This window comes from Nostoc sp. PCC 7524 (assembly GCF_000316645.1).
Lineage (GTDB): Bacteria > Cyanobacteriota > Cyanobacteriia > Cyanobacteriales > Nostocaceae > Trichormus.
Genome location: NC_019684.1, coordinates 3,537,342 through 3,554,546 on the forward strand (window position 1 = coordinate 3,537,342; position 17,205 = coordinate 3,554,546).

At 42.2% G+C, this 17,205-nt stretch carries 15 protein-coding genes; 7 read left to right on the forward strand and 8 right to left on the reverse strand.

Going from position 1 to position 17,205, the window contains the following annotated elements:
* Window positions 1–9 precede the first annotated feature (9 nt).
* Both NOS7524_RS14200 and NOS7524_RS14205 read right to left on the reverse strand, forming a co-directional pair.
* Complete coding sequence (locus tag NOS7524_RS14200; protein ID WP_015139168.1) at window positions 10–1,050, reverse strand: ABC transporter permease; 1,041 nt, start codon at window positions 1,048–1,050, stop codon at window positions 10–12.
* A 63-nt stretch (window positions 1,051–1,113) separates the two neighbouring features.
* Window positions 1,114–1,632, reverse strand: coding sequence for an adenine phosphoribosyltransferase (locus NOS7524_RS14205; protein ID WP_015139169.1), 519 nt, complete (start codon window positions 1,630–1,632; stop codon window positions 1,114–1,116).
* Window positions 1,633–2,072: 440 nt separating this feature from the next.
* On the opposite strand from NOS7524_RS14205, the gene NOS7524_RS14210 reads away from it, so the two are divergent.
* Both NOS7524_RS14210 and NOS7524_RS14215 read left to right on the forward strand, forming a co-directional pair.
* Entirely contained in the window at window positions 2,073–2,699 is a 627-nt protein-coding gene (locus tag NOS7524_RS14210) for a DUF3038 domain-containing protein (protein ID WP_015139170.1), read from the forward strand.
* Window positions 2,696–4,198, forward strand: coding sequence for a DUF4335 domain-containing protein (locus NOS7524_RS14215; protein ID WP_015139171.1), 1,503 nt, complete (start codon window positions 2,696–2,698; stop codon window positions 4,196–4,198). Before NOS7524_RS14210 ends, NOS7524_RS14215 begins: the two co-directional genes overlap by 4 nt.
* An 87-nt stretch (window positions 4,199–4,285) precedes the next feature.
* Here the strand turns inward: NOS7524_RS14215 and NOS7524_RS14220 are convergent, their stop codons facing one another.
* A complete protein-coding gene (locus NOS7524_RS14220) occupies window positions 4,286–6,556 on the reverse strand; it encodes a transglycosylase domain-containing protein (protein ID WP_015139172.1) in 2,271 nt (756 codons plus the stop codon).
* A gap of 444 nt (window positions 6,557–7,000) precedes the next feature.
* On the opposite strand from NOS7524_RS14220, the gene NOS7524_RS14225 reads away from it, so the two are divergent.
* On the forward strand, window positions 7,001–7,501 hold the full coding sequence (locus NOS7524_RS14225) for a hypothetical protein (protein ID WP_015139173.1): 501 nt from the start codon (window positions 7,001–7,003) through the stop codon (window positions 7,499–7,501).
* Between the two features lie 323 nt (window positions 7,502–7,824).
* On the opposite strand, the gene lspA is transcribed toward NOS7524_RS14225, so the two are convergent.
* On the reverse strand, window positions 7,825–8,301 hold the full coding sequence (lspA, locus tag NOS7524_RS14230) for a signal peptidase II (protein WP_015139174.1): 477 nt from the start codon (window positions 8,299–8,301) through the stop codon (window positions 7,825–7,827).
* A gap of 124 nt (window positions 8,302–8,425) precedes the next feature.
* Complete coding sequence (locus NOS7524_RS14235; RefSeq protein ID WP_015139175.1) at window positions 8,426–9,013, reverse strand: biotin transporter BioY; 588 nt, start codon at window positions 9,011–9,013, stop codon at window positions 8,426–8,428.
* A gap of 724 nt (window positions 9,014–9,737) precedes the next feature.
* On the opposite strand from NOS7524_RS14235, the gene pstS reads away from it, so the two are divergent.
* The 4 genes from pstS (at window position 9,738) to pstB (ending at window position 13,863) form a co-directional block, all read left to right on the forward strand.
* Entirely contained in the window at window positions 9,738–10,919 is a 1,182-nt protein-coding gene (pstS, locus tag NOS7524_RS14240; RefSeq protein ID WP_015139176.1) for a phosphate ABC transporter substrate-binding protein PstS, read from the forward strand.
* 219 nt (window positions 10,920–11,138) lie between these two features.
* A complete protein-coding gene (gene pstC / locus NOS7524_RS14245) occupies window positions 11,139–12,089 on the forward strand; it encodes a phosphate ABC transporter permease subunit PstC (RefSeq protein WP_015139177.1) in 951 nt (316 codons plus the stop codon).
* Window positions 12,090–12,108: 19 nt separating this feature from the next.
* Window positions 12,109–12,990, forward strand: a complete 882-nt coding sequence (pstA, locus tag NOS7524_RS14250; RefSeq protein WP_015139178.1) for a phosphate ABC transporter permease PstA — start codon at window positions 12,109–12,111, stop codon at window positions 12,988–12,990.
* 66 nt (window positions 12,991–13,056) lie between these two features.
* Window positions 13,057–13,863 carry a phosphate ABC transporter ATP-binding protein PstB gene (pstB, locus tag NOS7524_RS14255; protein ID WP_015139179.1) on the forward strand — a complete coding sequence of 269 codons (807 nt, stop codon included), beginning with the start codon at window positions 13,057–13,059 and terminating at the stop codon, window positions 13,861–13,863.
* A gap of 130 nt (window positions 13,864–13,993) precedes the next feature.
* Here pstB and NOS7524_RS14260 read toward each other — a convergent pair whose 3' ends face one another.
* From NOS7524_RS14260 to NOS7524_RS14270, 3 genes are all read right to left on the reverse strand, one after another.
* A complete protein-coding gene (locus NOS7524_RS14260) occupies window positions 13,994–14,884 on the reverse strand; it encodes an ABC transporter permease (protein WP_015139180.1) in 891 nt (296 codons plus the stop codon).
* Between the two features lie 91 nt (window positions 14,885–14,975).
* Entirely contained in the window at window positions 14,976–16,058 is a 1,083-nt protein-coding gene (locus NOS7524_RS14265) for a polyamine ABC transporter substrate-binding protein (RefSeq protein WP_015139181.1), read from the reverse strand.
* Between the two features lie 6 nt (window positions 16,059–16,064).
* Entirely contained in the window at window positions 16,065–17,195 is a 1,131-nt protein-coding gene (locus NOS7524_RS14270; protein ID WP_015139182.1) for an ABC transporter ATP-binding protein, read from the reverse strand.
* Between the last annotated feature and the right edge of the window lie 10 nt (window positions 17,196–17,205).

Genomic DNA, 17,205 nt, shown 5'->3' on the forward strand with positions numbered 1-17,205 from the left:
GCCTATTAATTATGAGTCTAAACGAATGCGGGGGTCGGCTACTTTCAGTAATAAGTCTGCCATTAGGTTGCCGACGTTGAGTAATACGGCGCTCATGACTAGGCTAGCCATAACTAAATACTGGTCTTTGGCGATTACTGCCTGTAAAGTTAATCTGCCTAAGCCTGGCCAGTTAAAGAACTGTTCGGCGATAAATGCACCACCTAATAAACCTGCTAACTCAAAACCTAACAAAGTAATTAGCGGGTTAATAGCATTACGGAGAGCATGGACGTAAATCACACGGTTTTCTGGCAGTCCTTTGGCGCGAGCTGTTTGGATGTAATCTTGCCGCAACACATCTAATAATTCACCGCGCATGATGCGTTGTAAACCGGCAAAACTGGTGATACTTAAGGCAATGGTAGGTAAAATCATGTGCCAGCCGACATCGACGATTTTACCAAACCAAGATAAATCAGCGTGGTCAATGCTGGTCATACCACCCACGGGAAATAAAGGTGTGGTGACTTGGGCAAAGATGAGGAGAAACAACACAGTGATAAAACTGGGAAATCCTTGCCCGGTGTAGCTAATCACCTGTAAAATTCGGTCTGTGGCTTTATTTTGCTTGACAGCCGCTACGATACCCAAGGGAATAGCGATCGCCCAGGTGAAAAATAAAGACGCGATCGCTAACATTAAAGTAGCCGGTATTCTTTCCCACAAGAGAGACGCGACTGAACGCTGATAAACAAAACTTGTGCCGAAATCTCCCCTGGTGATAATGCGCCATAACCACAACCAATACTGTTCCAACCAAGATTTATCTAAACCAAACTGTCTCTTGATTTCCTCAATCCGTTCTGGAGAGATTTTTGGATTCTGCCGTAACGTATCTACATAATCTCCTGGTGATAATTTCATGATGAAAAATGACAGTGCGGATGCTAACAACAGGGTAAACAACGCCTGCAATATCCGCTTAATCACATAAATAAACGTTTCGCTGGTGACAAACCTCATCAACCAGTCCCAACTTCTATCCCAGGAAATGCGTGTAGATGTCATGGTAGTTAGTCAATAGTCAATGGTCAATAGTCAATGTTGGAAGTTTGGAATTTGAACTAATAACTAATATTCAACTACGGAAATAATTGGCACATCTGGTAGATGTTTGCGTCCTTGTAAATCCCGTAGCTCGATAATAAACCCAAACCCCACTAATTCGCAGCCTATTTGCTGGACTAACTTGGCTGTGGCGCTGGCTGTTCCACCTGTAGCAATCAAATCATCGACAATCAAAACTCGACTACCTGGGTGTAAAGCGTCTTGATGGAGTTCTAAACAGTCAGTACCATACTCTAATTGATATTCAACTGAGTGAACTGCTGCTGGTAACTTACCTTTTTTCCGCACAGGAATAAAACCAGCCTCTAATTTATAAGCCAAAGGAGTGCCAAAAATGAACCCCCGTGACTCCATACCAGCAACATAGTCTACTTCTAAACCAGCATCAATACATTTTTCCGTCAAAAAGTCAATAGTATATCGCAATCCTTCGCGATCGCGCAGTAAAGTAGTGATATCACGAAATAAAATTCCAGGCTTAGGAAAATCAGGGATGTCGCGAATGAGAGATTTTAAATCCATAGTTTTTAGGGATTGGGGATTGGGGACTGGGGACTGGGGACTGGGGACTGGGGACTGGGCTAGATAAAATTAGTATTCTCCACTGCCCCTCTGCTCCACTGCTCCCCCGCCTCTTCTACTCCCCAGTCACCTGAAAAATCGTACACTATAATGTCATACGCTTGGGATCAATGCCTAGGTTTCGTCATCCATTGACGATACTGAGAATTTACACCAAGCTAAGAGATGGATTTATACTCAGAAAATAAAAGAGTAAAATTATGCTTTAAAAACTTAAATTTACGTATAGGTCAACCTTTGAGTAGAACAACTATGTAAATGTATATATCAAGTAGCCTTACTACTGCCACCAGTTTCATCTTGCTGTCTGGCTGTATATCCTCAAGTTAGTTCTCCTACTTTTACCTGGTCTATTGGAGCCGCACAAGGTATTTTATAGAATGAATGTTTCTGCAAGCTTAACGCCGTTCAACAGTCCAACCCCCCCATCATTGCCGATGATTTTGGACACTCTACCAGATCCTGCGATCGCTGGACATGGATGTCCGGCCAGAACTAGGTTGCAAATTGATCTCATCTTACTGGCGATTGAAGCTTTAGAACTGGGTGGTTCTGAAGCCATCCTAACTTTTGCCCAAGAGTTGGATTTGAAAGGAATTGTTAAAGATAGAGTGAATTTGTGGCGGATGCGGAGTTCTAACCCCATCAGAAGAGCGCATATTCGCCGCCCTTTAACCATTATGGAGGCCAAAGCCTTAGTTGTAATTGCCTGTTACATCGCCCGGCGTTTAACAGTGGTGATCCGCCAAATGCTGATGATTTGTCAACAAATGAACGAAAAGCAAATTCCCTTAGAACAGAATTTACGCTTATCTAATTACTTAGAACGGTTTAGAGCGCATTTTAAAAGCCGCATGAACGCTCGGCGATTTGGTGCTTTAGCATTAAGTTCTGATGAAAAATTAAATGAATTAGCTATAAATTTATTGGGACAACTGCTATTTTGTACTGGCACGGCTGGAATGCAGCGATTCTGGATCAGTTTATTTGACGGGGAAGTAGAATGAATATTCAACGGAAGTACAGTTTACCTAATTGTACGTTACTTTTAGAGGGATTAAGTGATGCTACCAGGGGCGCACAATTTCAGGAATTGCGCCCTGAACTGTCAATACTGGTAAATGCAGAATGTTATATATCCGGCCACAACCAACCTCTGGTGGGCGGGAGAGAATTCTTTGAAAGTTTGGTAAGATCTGTCAGTGGTTATGCTCAAGAATTTTTAAGTAATGTGCCGAATCCCCAAGCACACAATCAAGATTCAGAGCTGGTAGAGTTACAAAAAATCGATACTAACCGCCATAGGTTAATAGTACATTCTGAGAACGCACCAGAAGAATTTAATTCTAATCCTCATCTACAACCTATTCAATTAGATTTAAATACAGTACAGCTGTTTGACTTAGTAGAAGCTGTAGATCAGTTTTTTGCTGACACGCAAACTTTACCGGAATTATCACTGGAATTACAACCAGTGACTAGACGTTATGGTGGTGCTAGTCAAGTTGTACTTAAGCAAGCACTACCGGCAACTATCGGTGTTTCTAGTTTAGCTGTGGCAGCGATCGCCTTTAGCTTGGTTCCCGCCCCAGAGATGCGTCCACCAGAAACCAAGCCAGAGGAGCAGAGTTCTACTACTCCTACAACCGCCCCAAATACAACACCTTTAGCTGAAACAACACCTACACCTACGGCAACTACAACGCCTTTAGCTGAAACAACACCAACATCTACAGCAACCTCCACACCTGTAGCCGCAACACCCACCCCCAATGCCCTAGGAACTGCCGCAGCTGCAACTCAGCCCACAGTCAAAGATTTAGAGGCACTTTTAAATACAGTTAGTGAAATAACTGATCCATCTCAGCTCAAAGCTTTAAATCGTCAAGTTTGGAACCTAATTGATCCAGCGTGGAATAGTCGTGCTGGAATTAAACAGGATTTAGTTTATCGTGTGGGTGTAGCTGCTGATGGTTCGATTGTAGGATATAAATCCGTCAATCAAGAAGCAAATGAAGGTATAGAATTAACTCCTCTGCCTAACTTACTTTACAATCCTGCTAAACGTACTCCCATCGCTAATGAACCAATTGCCCAATTTAAAGTAGTTTTTACTAGCAAGGGTGTACTGCAAGTTAGTCCTTGGCGGGGATATGTCCGAACACCAGAAGTCATCGGTGCTAAAATCACTGATGCTAATACCATCAAATCCTTAAATACCAAGCTTCATGATACGATACGGCAAAGTTGGAGCGGTACTCCCACCTATACCAAAGATTTAAAGTATCGGGTAGCAATCAATAAAGATGGCACAATCGCAGATTATGAGCCACTCAACCAATTAGCCTTTGACTATTTCCGGGAAACACCTTTACCTAAGATGTTTGAAGCAGTCTATGGTTCAAACGCAGCTGCTCCCAACACCAGAGAACCTCTAGCTCACTTTCAAGTGATATTTAAACCTAGTGGACAATTAGAAGTAACTCCTTGGCAGGGATATCAGTAATTGGGTGTTGTTAGCGGTAGTACGGCGTTTAGTCGGTGCTGAGTGTTAAAGCTCATCACCCTTACACCCCGACTCCCCACTCCCTATCTATCTCGCAATTCTCCTCATATAATTGCCCCACAGTTGGGCTGCTTGGGCGCTGCTACCATTGGTGGGAGAATTATTATCGTTGCCAAGCCAGATACCTGTAGCTAATCGGCGACTGGGAATATAGCCAATAAACCACAAGTCAACGTTTTTATCAGTTGTCCCGGTTTTGCCTGCTTCCCCCAGTCCAATGGCAGCACTGCGTCCAGTCCCCCGCGTCACTGCCTGCTGCATCATATCAGTCATTTGAGCAGCGATCCTCTCTGGTAAGACTCGCTTATTGGCTTCTCGATTTTGGTCGAAGGAATAGATGACACGACAGGTTTTCAAATCATTGCGATCGCTACAATCACCACTGTCCAAAATTCTACTAATGGCATGAGGAGGATTCCACACGCCACTATTACCAATAGCAGCAAAAGCACCAGTCATCTCCAAAACATTCACCACACTTTGACCTAATACCAACCCAGGTACTGCTTCTAGTGATGACTTGACCCCCAAACGGTGTGCCATTGCTACCACTCTATCTAAACCAACTTCCCTGGCAATTCGCAAAGCAATGGGATTCTCTGAAAGAGCTAATCCAGTGGTAACGTCTAAACTAATACCCGCACCAGAACGACATGGGCGATACGTAAAACCTTGCCACGTCAAAGGAGCGCAAGAATATGTTCTTGATGTTGGTATACCCTGTAGCAATGCTTGAGCGAAAGCAAAAATTTTAAAAGTTGAACCGGGTTGTCTTTTAGCTTGCACCGCCCGATTAAATTGACTCTGACGATAATCAGTCCCCCCCACCATTGCCAAAATACTACCTGTTCTGGTGTCTAGTGTTACCATTCCACCTTGGGAAAACCGAAAAGTCGAGCCTGCGGTGTTAACTGCATTTTGCAACGATGTTTCTGCTTGCGCTTGTATCCTAGGATCTAGCTGAGTTTCAATTATGTAGTTTCCTTCTCTAGCTGCACCTGCACCTAAGATGTCTTCCAATTCCTGAAACACATAGTCATAAAAGTAAGGAGCTATAGTTTTAGCTTGCTGCTCACATACTTTAGGACTGACTTGAACAGTTGATCTTCGGGCGCGGTTGGCTTCCTCTTGGGAGATTTTTCCCATGTCCAGCATCCGCTTAATTACACGGTTGCGATAGTCGGCTGCATCTAGCCTCCGGGGGCCATCGCCACAAAAATTAAACGCATTGGGAGCAGGTAAAATTCCTACCAATGTTGCTGCTTCAGCCAGAGTTAAGTCTTTAGCCGACTTATCAAAGTAATATTGAGCCGCATCTTCAAAACCAGAGGTATCCGCCCCTAAAAATACCCGATTTAAGTAAGTAAGTAAAATGTCGTCTTTGCTGTAAAACGTTTCTAATTTTAGAGAAACAATTGCCTCTCTTAATTTCCGCCCGATGGAGTCTTGTGCGCCTACATAGTCACGAAACAAACTCCGAGATACCTGTTGGGTAATGGTACTAGCTCCTTGCTGCACATCTCCACTACGAGTATTAATCAACACGGCTCGTAAAATGCCCAAGGGGTCAACCCCGACGTGCCAATAATAGCGGCTATCCTCAGAAGCCACTACTGCCGCAGGTAAATAGCGACCAAATTCTTCTAGACGTTTCATGTCTACATGAGAAACCGTCCGGGGTTCACGTAGGGGAGTGCTACCATCACGAGCATAAACTACTACAGGAGCGCGGGTAGCTGTCGGTAAAGGGCGCACGGAAAATTTGAACCATTCGACCCCAATCACCAATGCTAATAAGGCGCTAACTCCACCGATCCCATAACCTGCCCAAGTTGCAGCTTTCACATACACAGGTGGTGGATCAACATATTGTAACCGCACCGAAGCTGCCAGTTCTGGTGGCCCTAGGGTAAGAATATCACCGTGACGGAGTTCTAAAGTGTTGACGCGCCGTTTGCCACGATAAATGCCATTGGTAGAGTTTTCGTCTTTGATCACAAATACCGGGGTACGTTGGGAAGAATCCCGTGATAAAGACAAATGAATTTGACTGACCACTGGGTTACGAATGACGATATCACAGGACTTGGAACTGCGACCCAGTATATAGCGATCGCCCAACAATGGATAAATTTCAGCCTTATCTGCCCCTGCATCCTGCACCCAGAGTTCTGGTACTTTGGCATTAGGCTTGAGCGCCAGTTTAGAAAAATCAACCCTAGCTTGAATAGTATGTACAGCTTGAGTCAGTTGACCAAGTAAAGTTTGCGGCTTGTGAGGAGGTTGGGGAGAGTTCATTGGCTGTTTACATCACAGTTGCTAGTGAAGAATCGGGCTAATGGCAGTCTCTACTATTCGGTATTACACCATTTTACTCCTAAGCCAAAAAATTAATTGGCTTTACGGAATTATTGCCGATTCAATCTTACATCTATAGTCTATATATCTAGTAAATTTACTTTTTTGGTTCACTTACTCATCAACACCAGGAAAATTTTGATTACTAACCTAAAATGCTGATTTTAGCTAATTTGAATTGTTCCATTACCAGACATTACACTTTCCTTTTGGTATCAGTGAGAACCTCCTATGAAGAAAACGTTAATTTACATTTTACTCCGTTGAGATGTTCGCTTACTTTACAACACCAAAAAACATCTATATTTCGGAAGATTTTCTAAAAATAGATTGTCTGTTTTAATGGTGCGAGTGTTCCGTTTCCGTTGAGGTTAAGTTCAGATTATGGGAAAATCTCTGACCCTGATTGGTACAGCCCTGACCTTGGCAATCACAGCTAATGTTTCTGTTGCCCAATCTAGTAAATCCCCAGTAGCTCAATCTATCGGCTCATCAGCTAGTTCACCAACGGAAATCAAATTGTCACCAGAAGGCTTCAAAATTCTGTGTGAGCGTTTTCCTCTCAATTCCCGTTGTGCGGGTGGTCAAGCAGTCACACCTAATAATTCTGGTAGCACTACTGTAGAAACCCAACCTTCTGAAACTATCAGCACACCAGAAAGCACAATTGTACCTGAATCTAATCCTACCGAAAGTACAACCCCCGCACCAGAAAACACAACCCTCCCTGCATCTAATCCTGCCGAAAGTACAACCCCCGCACCAGAAAGCACTACCCTCCCTGCATCTAACCCTGTTGAAAGTACAACACCCGCACCAGCAACCATCTCTCCCAACCAACTGCCAAACTCTGGTGTACCTGTAATTCCCTCTATTGGTCAATAAAAGTGAAACCATAATATCAGTTTCAACGACTTTCATGATTGAGGGTGCATGGCAAATTGCTAAACGAACAACAGAGATTGTTTCAAGACCAACCAATACGGTTCAGATAAGTCCAAAATCATTTTGTAGAGACGCGATAAATTGCGTCTCTACAAAACTAATTTTTACACCAAGAACCCATCACGGAATTATATTGTGTAATCAGCTATCCTCTAATGTTCTAAAGTCTCTAAAGGTCTGCTAGTGCTAGCATCAACAATCAGTTACTTCTAAAAGCAAGGGCAAGGGATGAAAACTTTGCCCTTTTTCTCAATGCAGATACTTCACCGAGACCTGCGACTGGAAGTAGGTGTTTTTTGGAAAGAAGCAATGAGTAGACAAACAATACCTATGCTAATGAATGAATCTGCCACATTAAATACAGCAAAGTTAATCAATCGAAAATCAAGAAAATCAACTACATAGCCTAAAACAAATCTATCAATACCATTACCCATAGCTCCACCCAAGATCAAACCATAACCTAGTTGATCCCAACGACTTAATACTGGACCAAAAAATGCCATGGCGATTAATACTAAACTCACTCCTAAAGATAGCCAACGCAACCACTCTACTTTGCCACTTAATAAGCTAAAGGCTGCACCAGTATTAGTCACATATGTAAAGTGAAATACACCAGGTATCAGTGGTAGTGTTTGACCTAAGCTAAAGGTTTGCACCACCCAGTATTTTGTCAGTTGGTCTAGGAAAAAGGCGATAAAAGCAGCTATCCAAAAGAGGCGATTTTTAAAACGCATGAAATTAGGGATTGGGGATTGAAGATTGGGGATTGGGTAACAACCATTCCGGGGAAGCAACCTAGGCGTAGGTTCTAGCAGGGATGAAATATTTTTTAGTTGGAAGTATCTAGCCTCTCCATAACTAATAAAACATTAAATGTCGCAACACATATGCTACTACAGTAACGGCACAAACTACAGCTAATTGTCCTGGTATGGGCAACCAAGAGTATGAGAGGATGGCTTGCATCAAGGGTATGCTGTCTGGACTTTGCCAAGGGAAAACATAACTAATAATCAAATAAGTAATTCCGCAAATATGGACGGTTATCAAGCCACAAATACAGCTAAATGTGAGTGTTTCTAATCGGGGTCTGGCTTGAAAGGCGAAAAAGCCACAAATCCATGCCCCAGGAATAAAACCTAGTAGATAACCAAACTGAGATAACTTGATATAACCAAGACCGCCACCATCATAAAACACAGGATGCAAAGTTAAACCCATGACTAAATAAGCAATTTGCGACAGCGCACCAGCATTTTGCCCCCCTAAGCAGCCTACTAATAGCACCGCACCAATTTGATAGGTGACACCTAAAGAAAAAGTTTGAATTCCATACTGACTCCAACTCCAAGGCAATGTAATACTGTGGGCTTCTAGGAAGGTACCACCTATTGTCAGAAGTAAGCCAATCATAGACCATAGCAGTTGATTGGAAGCGGCAAACATTGATTAAGAGGCTACAGGGCAAACTAACAGCAACCAGTATAGGCATTAATTATCAGGACTTACACAAGTTTCATAACTTTTTCGTTGGGGTAGTCAATAGTTAAAAGTAAAACTAATTACCATTAACCACCTGCAATTTTATTTGAGTGTGCCAGTTGCCTAAGTCCTATACATTTTGTCTGATTGTGGTGTGTCAAATAAAATGGTAATATAATTAACAGTTATCTTGGGGTTTATGCTGGCTTATCAGTTTGGTGATGAATAACTACAAACTTGATAGGTTATGTTATGTGAAATTATTTGAAGCGATCGCACCTCTAAATTTTTGAGCATTCAGATTTGGCTATTTTTTTAACTTTCCCTTCTGGAATCGAAATTTTATGCTGTTTTTATTGATTTTGGTACTATCAATATTTTAAGTCTGCACAAAGCTACAGGCTCATCTGCGATCGCTTTTTCTCGCTTTTGTGGCACGGGATCACTGAATACCATTGAACGATAGAGTGATGCGAATGCACATGATAGATGCTATGCAGCATCAATAAGCAGAAATTTTACTGTTATCTTGTATCAAATTTATCTAGTAAGCAAGGAGTAACTCTTGGTAACTGAGTCTAAAAAAAATATGTTTTTTTGCTTATATTAACCTATTCTTAACCTTTAGCCTACCTGTAAGGAGTAGCTTAGAAAAGCCTATGTGGAAATTTACTCAAAACTGACAGCTATGCGTTCAAGTCTACATACGAAAAAAAGTAACCGCATTCCAGCTATTGCTTCAGTGTTAGCACTGACAATCGGTCTAGCTGCTTGTGGTGGACAGCAAGCCTCAGACAATAATGGCACCAACGATGCTTCCTCTGGGACTGCTACAGATGCTACAGCCTCCAGCCCGGCAAAATTGGATCTTGGCGGTAACGTGGCTTTGACAGGTGCCGGTGCGTCTTTTCCTGCTCCCCTGTATCAAAGTTGGTTCAAAGACTTAAACAAAAAGTATCCAAATTTGCAAGTCAACTACCAGTCAGTGGGTAGCGGTGCTGGTGTTGAGCAATTTCTCAAAGGTACTGTAGACTTTGGTGCCAGTGATGTCGCCATGAAGGATGAAGAAATCCAACAGGTGGCAGCTGATAAGGGGGTGTTATTGCTACCCATGACAGCTGGTAGCATCGTTTTGGCTTATAACCTGCCTGGTGTTCAAGAGATGAAACTACCACGGGCAGTTTATGTTGATATCCTCCTGGGTAACATCAAGACCTGGAACGACCCCAAAATTGCTGCTGCTAATCCTGGTGTCAACCTGCCTAACCAGCCAATTACAGTTGTATATCGTTCTGATGGTAGTGGTACTACAGGTGTTTTTACACAACACCTCAGTGCGATTAGTCCCGATTGGAAAAGCAAAGTGGGCGATGGCAAAACAGTAAACTGGCCAGTGGGAGTTGGTGCTAAAGGTAATGAAGGTGTCACCGCCCAAATTCAACAAACTCAAGGTTCAATTGGTTATGTTGAGTACGGCTATGCTAAACAAAATAAACTCAACTTTGCCGCTTTAGAAAACAAGAGTGGGAAATTTGTTGTACCAACAGATGAATCAGCTTCTAAAACTCTAGAATCAGTAACATTACCAGAAAACCTCCGTGCCTTTATTACAGATCCAGAAGGTGCTGATTCCTACCCTGTAGTCACCTACTCCTGGATTTTGGCTTACAAAAACTATCCTGATGCCGCTAAAGGCAAAGCGATGGAAGCGATGATTGAGTACGGTTTGACTGAAGGACAGAAAATTGCAGCAGAGTTAGGATATGTTCCTTTACCTCAAAATGTAGTTCAGAAAGTGGCTGCTGCTGCTGACCAAATCAACCCAGATTACAAAATTGCTGTTGGTGGTAATACCAGTGCTAGCAAGTAGGCTGAAAAACTCATGCCATCTCAGTAGTTTAAGCTGGTATTAGGGTATGAGCAATTGTAGACTGGCCAATTCATGTAGTTTGTCACTAGCTCATGATTAACAAACAGAAACCCTGATGAAACTGGGGTTTTCCCATGTCAGAGCAGACGATGACAACTTTATTTATTATCTGGTTGCTTCTCACATTTATCTCTGATTTAATTTTTACAATCAGTATTCATGGCTACCAATTCTCAGAATCTGCCATCAGCAATTAAAAGTCGCTCTGAAGTAGAGCAGTCTCTAGATCGAGGCTTTATTTGGCTAACTAGGATTTTTGCTCTAGCGATCGCTGGTACTTTATTATGGATAGCGTTCCAAGTCACAGTTGATGCTTGGCCTGCAATCAAAGAATTTGGTGTCAGTTTTTTAGCTAAGAGTGCTTGGAACCCAGTCAAAGACGAATATGGAGTGCTGCCTCAGATTTATGGAACTCTGATGAGTTCTTTTCTTGGTCTCTTAATCGCTGTGCCTATAGGCGTTGGTACTGCTGTCTTATTGAGTGAGGATTTCCTACCTGGAAAAATCAAGACGGTACTGGTGTTTTTAGTAGAACTGCTAGCAGCTATTCCCAGCGTTGTTTATGGCATCTGGGGAATTTTTGTGTTAATCCCCATATTAACTGAAATTGGCAAATGGCTGAATAGTGCTTTGGGCTGGTTGCCCATCTTCAGCACTCCTCCCACGGGACCAGGAATGTTACCTGCGGGGGTGATCCTGGCAATTATGACTTTGCCAATCATCACCGCTATATCTCGTGATGCTTTGATTTCCGTACCACCCAGTTTGCGCCAAGCATCTTTGGGATTGGGGGCAACTCGCTGGGAAACAATTTTTCAAATCCTGATTCCCTCGGCATTCTCTGGTATTGTGAGTGCAGTCATGCTGGCACTGGGTAGGGCTATGGGAGAAACAATGGCTGTAACCATGTTAATTGGTAACTCCAACAATATCAACATCTCCCTGTTAGCACCAGCCAATACGATTTCTTCTTTACTAGCAAACCAGTTCTCAGAAGCGAGTGGTCTGCAAGTTGCAGCCTTGATGTATGCTGCTTTAGTTTTGTTTGTGTTGACTCTCGCAGTGAATATTTTGGCTGAGTTTATCGTGCTTCGGGTCAAGCGAATATAGCTGAGTTGTGGATGAAATTATGACTGCTGATTTTCCCGAAAGGAGTTTAATTCGCGCCTCTAACTCTCCACGGACGTTATTTAATACCGTCATGACAGGAGTAGCATTTCTTTGCGGAGCATTGGCGCTTTTACCCTTGATAGCAGTGCTGTCTTACGTCTTGATTCAAGGTTTTAGTAGCCTGAATTTGAGCGTATTTACTGAACTACCACCAGCACCTTTGCGGGGGCAAGGAGGCTTTGGTAATGCCATCTTGGGAACTTTATTAATGGTAGGTATTGGGGCATTAATTAGTATCCCAGTCGGCGTAATTGCAGCAATTTATTTAACAGAATTTAGCTCTGGTAAATTGGCCAGATGGATACGCTTTGCAACTAATGTGCTGAGTGGAGTTCCATCTATTATTGCTGGGGTATTTGCCTATGGAATTGTGGTTTTGACATTAGTAAAGTTGAATTTAGGTTCTTATTCTGCCATAGGTGGAGGATTTGCATTATCAATTTTGATGTTGCCAATTATTGTCAGAACCACTGATGAAGCCTTACAGCTAGTGTCACAAGATTTGCGACAAGCATCTGTAGGGTTGGGAGCGACTAATTTTCAAACCGTTACCCAAGTTGTTTTACCTGCTGCCTTACCAGCAATTGTCACCGGAACAACATTAGCGATCGCACGGGCATCCGGAGAAACAGCACCTCTGCTATTCACAGCCTTATTCTCGTCATTTTGGCCCAATAGCCTATTCCAACCCACAGCATCCTTAGCTGTTTTGGTTTATAACTTTGCCATTTCTCCCTTCAAAAACTGGCAATCCTTAGCTTGGGCTGCTTCTTTGATTTTAGTCTTGATGGTTCTGATCACCAGTATCATAGCTCGCTGGGCAACACGCCAAAAAGCTTAGAGAATCATCTTTTCATCGCTTAGTTCAGATTGCTCAACTATCCCTAAAACGTAAACTAGACCATTTATGGCTACTAACATTAGTACAGTTAACAACACAGAAACCGTTTTAAAAACGGAAAATCTCAATGTCTACTACGGTAAATTTCTGGCTTTGCAGAATATTTGGCTAGATATACCGAAAAATAAGGTGACAGCTTTTATCGGGCCCTCTGGTTGTGGCAAAAGTACATTGCTGCGTTGCTATAACCGCCTCAATGACCTGATTGAATCATTTCGGGCGGAAGGTAAAATTTTCTACTATGATAAGAATTTGTACGCACCCGATATCGATCCAGTAGAAGTACGTCGCCGGATTGGCATGGTATTTCAAAGACCAAACCCATTTCCTAAATCCATTTATGACAACATTGCTTTTGGAGCTAAAATCAATGGCTACAAAGGTAACATGGACGATTTGGTAGAGCGGAGTCTACGCCAAGCAGCATTATGGGATGAAGTAAAAGATAAATTGCGGCAAAGTGGCTTATCTTTATCTGGTGGACAACAACAAAGATTATGTATTGCGAGGGCGATCGCTGTACAGCCTGAAATTATCCTCATGGATGAACCTTGCTCTGCCCTAGATCCCATCTCCACCTTACGAGTTGAAGAATTAATTCACGAACTGAAAGAGCAATACACCATTGTCATTGTTACCCATAATATGCAGCAGGCGGCACGGGTTTCTGACAGAACAGCCTTTTTCAATGTTAGGTCTACAGAAACAGGTGGACGTATAGGCTACCTCGTAGAATACGACGCAACCGAAGTAATTTTCAATAACCCCAAACAGGAAGATACCAGAGACTACGTTAGCGGTAGATTTGGCTAAAAATTGTCTGTTCCTTAGATTTTAAGCAGTGGGGGATGCTTTGCATCCCATATTTTATATCTATATATTAAATTCCTCAACTCGCGTCGTGACAGCGACACAAGCAGCTAAACGGGACATATTTGATTTCTTATTGTTTAGGTGTAGCTTCACCAAATTTAATTAACAGAGCGATCGCAATACTCACCGCCAAAATTAATGTCATACTCAAAGCTGAACCAAACCCCCAGTTTTGAGTGACTCCGAGAAACTGGTTATAAACTAATCGTGCCGCCGTCATACTAGCAGCACCACCCAATAACTCTGGATCAATAAAATCCCCTAATCCTGTTATGAATACCAGTAAAGAACCAGCCGCAATTCCTGGTAAAACTTGCGGAACTGTCACTTTCCAAAAAGTCTGTACAGGATTTGCACCTAAATCAGCTGCTGCTTCTAGTAAACGCTTATCTAATTTTTCTAAGGAAGCATATAAGATTAAAACCATATAGGGTAACAAGCTATAGCTCATACCAATTAATACAGCTGGCACTGTGTTAAGTAACTGTAGAGTGGGTAAACCTAAACTACTGAGCAGACTGTTGAATAAACCAGTGCGACGCAAAATAGTAATCCAAGCGTAGGAACGCAGTAGGGAAGAAGTCCACAAAGGTAAAACAAAACCTAATAGCAGCAAATTTCGCCAACGTTGCGGTGCTAGTTGAGCAATCCAATATGCGACAGGGAAACCCAACCCTAAACAAATAACTGTTGTCCCAAGTGCTAACCCTAGCGATCGCACAATCACTTGTAAGTATAGAGGATCAATCAGCCGGATATAGTTATCAAAGCCACGAGGGTTAACTATATCTCCTGGACGGATATCTGGTACTAAACTTAACTGCAAAATAATCAGTGTTGGTAACACCAGCAACAGTAACAACCAAACACCAGCCGGTGCAAGTAATATCAAAGGTTGTAGCCAATTAAAGCGGGGGTGATTTAGTTTGATATTTTCAAAATTACGAATTTCGGTAGACATGATTGGGGATTGGGGACTGGGGATTGGGGACTGGGGATTGGGGACTGGGGATAAAAACTATTGCCTATTGCCTATTGCCTATTGCCTTTCCCTAACTGCTAGTTAATTGAGTCCAATATCGCTCATAAATATCTTCAAATTGTCCTAATGGACTGATGCGTTCACATTTCTCCAAAAGCGCATTTGGAGGGAACAAATCATCATTATTTTTAATTTGATTAGGTAATAATTCAAATCCGGCGCTATTGGGTGTGGCAATTTTCAATCTTTGGCTAGTGGTGGCTGCTATTTCTGGTTGCAAAATAAAGTTTATCCAAGCATAAGCACCATCTATATTTGGTGCTGATTTAGGAATTACCATTGTGTCAGTCCATAATGAAGAACCACTGCGGGGAATTACATATTTGAGCTTGGGGTTTTCCTTACTCACCCTGATGGCATCTGCGGAATAACACATGGCTAAAACTAAATCACCTGCTAACATCTGATTTTGCCAAGCATCAGTATCAAAAGCAGCGATCGCAGGTTTTAATTCTGTTAATTTTTCATAAGCTTGTTTGATTTCATTTTCATTTTGTGAGTTGTAAGAATAACCCAACATTCTTAAAACTGCACCCATGACTTCCCGCACATCATTTAATAATGTCATGCGCTTATTGAGTAAGGCTTGATTTTGCCAGAGATAATTCCAATCTTCCGGTGCTTGTTTCAGGATTTCCGAGTTATATAGTAAACCTGTTGTTCCCCAATTGAAGGGGATACTATAACGGTTTTTAGGGTCGTAAGTGGGGTTTTGAAACTGCGGAAATAAATTCTCTAAACCAATCAGGCGATCGTGTTGTAATTCTATTAATAAATCCCTGTCTACCATCTTCTGCACCATATAATCAGATGGGTAAATCAGGCTATAAGTACCACCACCGCTAGCTAACAGTTTCGCTAGCATCACTTCATTAGAATCATAAGGATCTACCTGTACCTTCATCCCAGTTTGGGTACTAAAGGTTTGCAGTAGTTTTTTGTCAGAATATTGCGTCCAAGTATAAAGATATAATTGGTCAGTGCGACCAGAGCTAGTAGCAGCCCTCACATCAGCCAACTTCCAGCCACATCCACTTAAAGATAAAGTAGAAAGTGCTGTTACTCCTTGTAAAAATTTGCGTCTGTTAGTCATGAGTGATTAGTCAATCGCTATACAATCTTCTTCTGCCCACCAAGCATATATAGGTGTATCGCGATCTGGCAAACTACCAAAGGTGTTTGGTTGTAAAACATTCAGACTAATACCGTTAATTAATTCCACGACATAATTAACGTGAGTTCCTAAATACATCACATTGACTAGCCGTCCTTCAAAACAGTTGTTCTCTACACTGGGCTGATATAAGGACAGCTGAATTTTTTCTGGACGTACACTAACTACTACAGCTTTTAATAATTCCGTTGGTGTATCTTCTGTCCGATTGACGACAATAGTCAATCCAGTTTTTGTGACAATTTTGACTGTAGACGCTTCTACATCTGTGATTTCACCACTAAATAAATTGGTATCGCCAATAAAATCCGCTACAAAAGATGTCTTGGGGCGTTCGTAAATTTCACAGGGAGTACCAATTTGCTCGATTTTGCCTTGATTCATCACAGCGATGCGATCGCTCAACGATAACGCTTCTTCTTGGTCGTGCGTCACCATGATGAAAGTTAAACCCAGACCTTTGTGTAAATTAGATAACTCAACCTGCATTTCCTTACGCAGTTTTAAATCTAATGCTCCCAAAGGTTCATCTAGAAGCACCACAGCCGGACGATTGACTAAAGCCCTAGCCAAAGCTACCCTTTGCTGTTGACCACCAGAAAGTTGACTAGGAAAGCGCGATCGCAAACTTTCCATTTTTACCAGCCTTAAAGCTTCGTTGACTCGACTTTCAATTTCGGCTTTACGGAGTTTCTCTTTTTTGAGGCGTAATCCAAAGGCAATATTATTCCACACATTCAGATGGTTAAACAGAGCATAACTTTGAAAAACTGTATTCACAGGGCGACGGTAAGGCGGTACATTAGTCATCGGCTGACCCTGAATCAATAACTTGCCAGCATCAACCCTTTCAAACCCAGCAATTAAACGGAGTGTGGTTGTTTTACCACACCCAGAAGGCCCCAAAATACTAAAAAACTCTCCCTGTCTGATATCTAAATCTACTCCGTGTACTGCTGGTTCTTGATTGAAAAACTTGAACACGTTACGCAGTTCAACATCAAGCGGCTGAAAAGCCACAATTCCTTTCTGGTGCTGGGTCACAGTTTGAGCCATAATCCTCAGT

What these genes read in the sequence shown, in the direction of transcription:
- NOS7524_RS14200 (WP_015139168.1), bottom strand. Translation starts at nt 1,050, where the DNA reads ATGACATCTACACGCATTTCCTGGGATAGAAGTTGGGACTGGTTGATG.
- NOS7524_RS14205 (WP_015139169.1), bottom strand. Translation starts at nt 1,632, where the DNA reads ATGGATTTAAAATCTCTCATTCGCGACATCCCTGATTTTCCTAAGCCT.
- NOS7524_RS14210 (WP_015139170.1), top strand. Translation starts at nt 2,073, where the DNA reads ATGAATGTTTCTGCAAGCTTAACGCCGTTCAACAGTCCAACCCCCCCA.
- NOS7524_RS14215 (WP_015139171.1), top strand. Translation starts at nt 2,696, where the DNA reads ATGAATATTCAACGGAAGTACAGTTTACCTAATTGTACGTTACTTTTA.
- NOS7524_RS14220 (WP_015139172.1), bottom strand. Translation starts at nt 6,556, where the DNA reads ATGAACTCTCCCCAACCTCCTCACAAGCCGCAAACTTTACTTGGTCAA.
- NOS7524_RS14225 (WP_015139173.1), top strand. Translation starts at nt 7,001, where the DNA reads ATGGGAAAATCTCTGACCCTGATTGGTACAGCCCTGACCTTGGCAATC.
- lspA (WP_015139174.1), bottom strand. Translation starts at nt 8,301, where the DNA reads ATGCGTTTTAAAAATCGCCTCTTTTGGATAGCTGCTTTTATCGCCTTT.
- NOS7524_RS14235 (WP_015139175.1), bottom strand. Translation starts at nt 9,013, where the DNA reads ATGTTTGCCGCTTCCAATCAACTGCTATGGTCTATGATTGGCTTACTT.
- pstS (WP_015139176.1), top strand. Translation starts at nt 9,738, where the DNA reads ATGCGTTCAAGTCTACATACGAAAAAAAGTAACCGCATTCCAGCTATT.
- pstC (WP_015139177.1), top strand. Translation starts at nt 11,139, where the DNA reads ATGGCTACCAATTCTCAGAATCTGCCATCAGCAATTAAAAGTCGCTCT.
- pstA (WP_015139178.1), top strand. Translation starts at nt 12,109, where the DNA reads ATGACTGCTGATTTTCCCGAAAGGAGTTTAATTCGCGCCTCTAACTCT.
- pstB (WP_015139179.1), top strand. Translation starts at nt 13,057, where the DNA reads ATGGCTACTAACATTAGTACAGTTAACAACACAGAAACCGTTTTAAAA.
- NOS7524_RS14260 (WP_015139180.1), bottom strand. Translation starts at nt 14,884, where the DNA reads ATGTCTACCGAAATTCGTAATTTTGAAAATATCAAACTAAATCACCCC.
- NOS7524_RS14265 (WP_015139181.1), bottom strand. Translation starts at nt 16,058, where the DNA reads ATGACTAACAGACGCAAATTTTTACAAGGAGTAACAGCACTTTCTACT.
- NOS7524_RS14270 (WP_015139182.1), bottom strand. Translation starts at nt 17,195, where the DNA reads ATGGCTCAAACTGTGACCCAGCACCAGAAAGGAATTGTGGCTTTTCAG.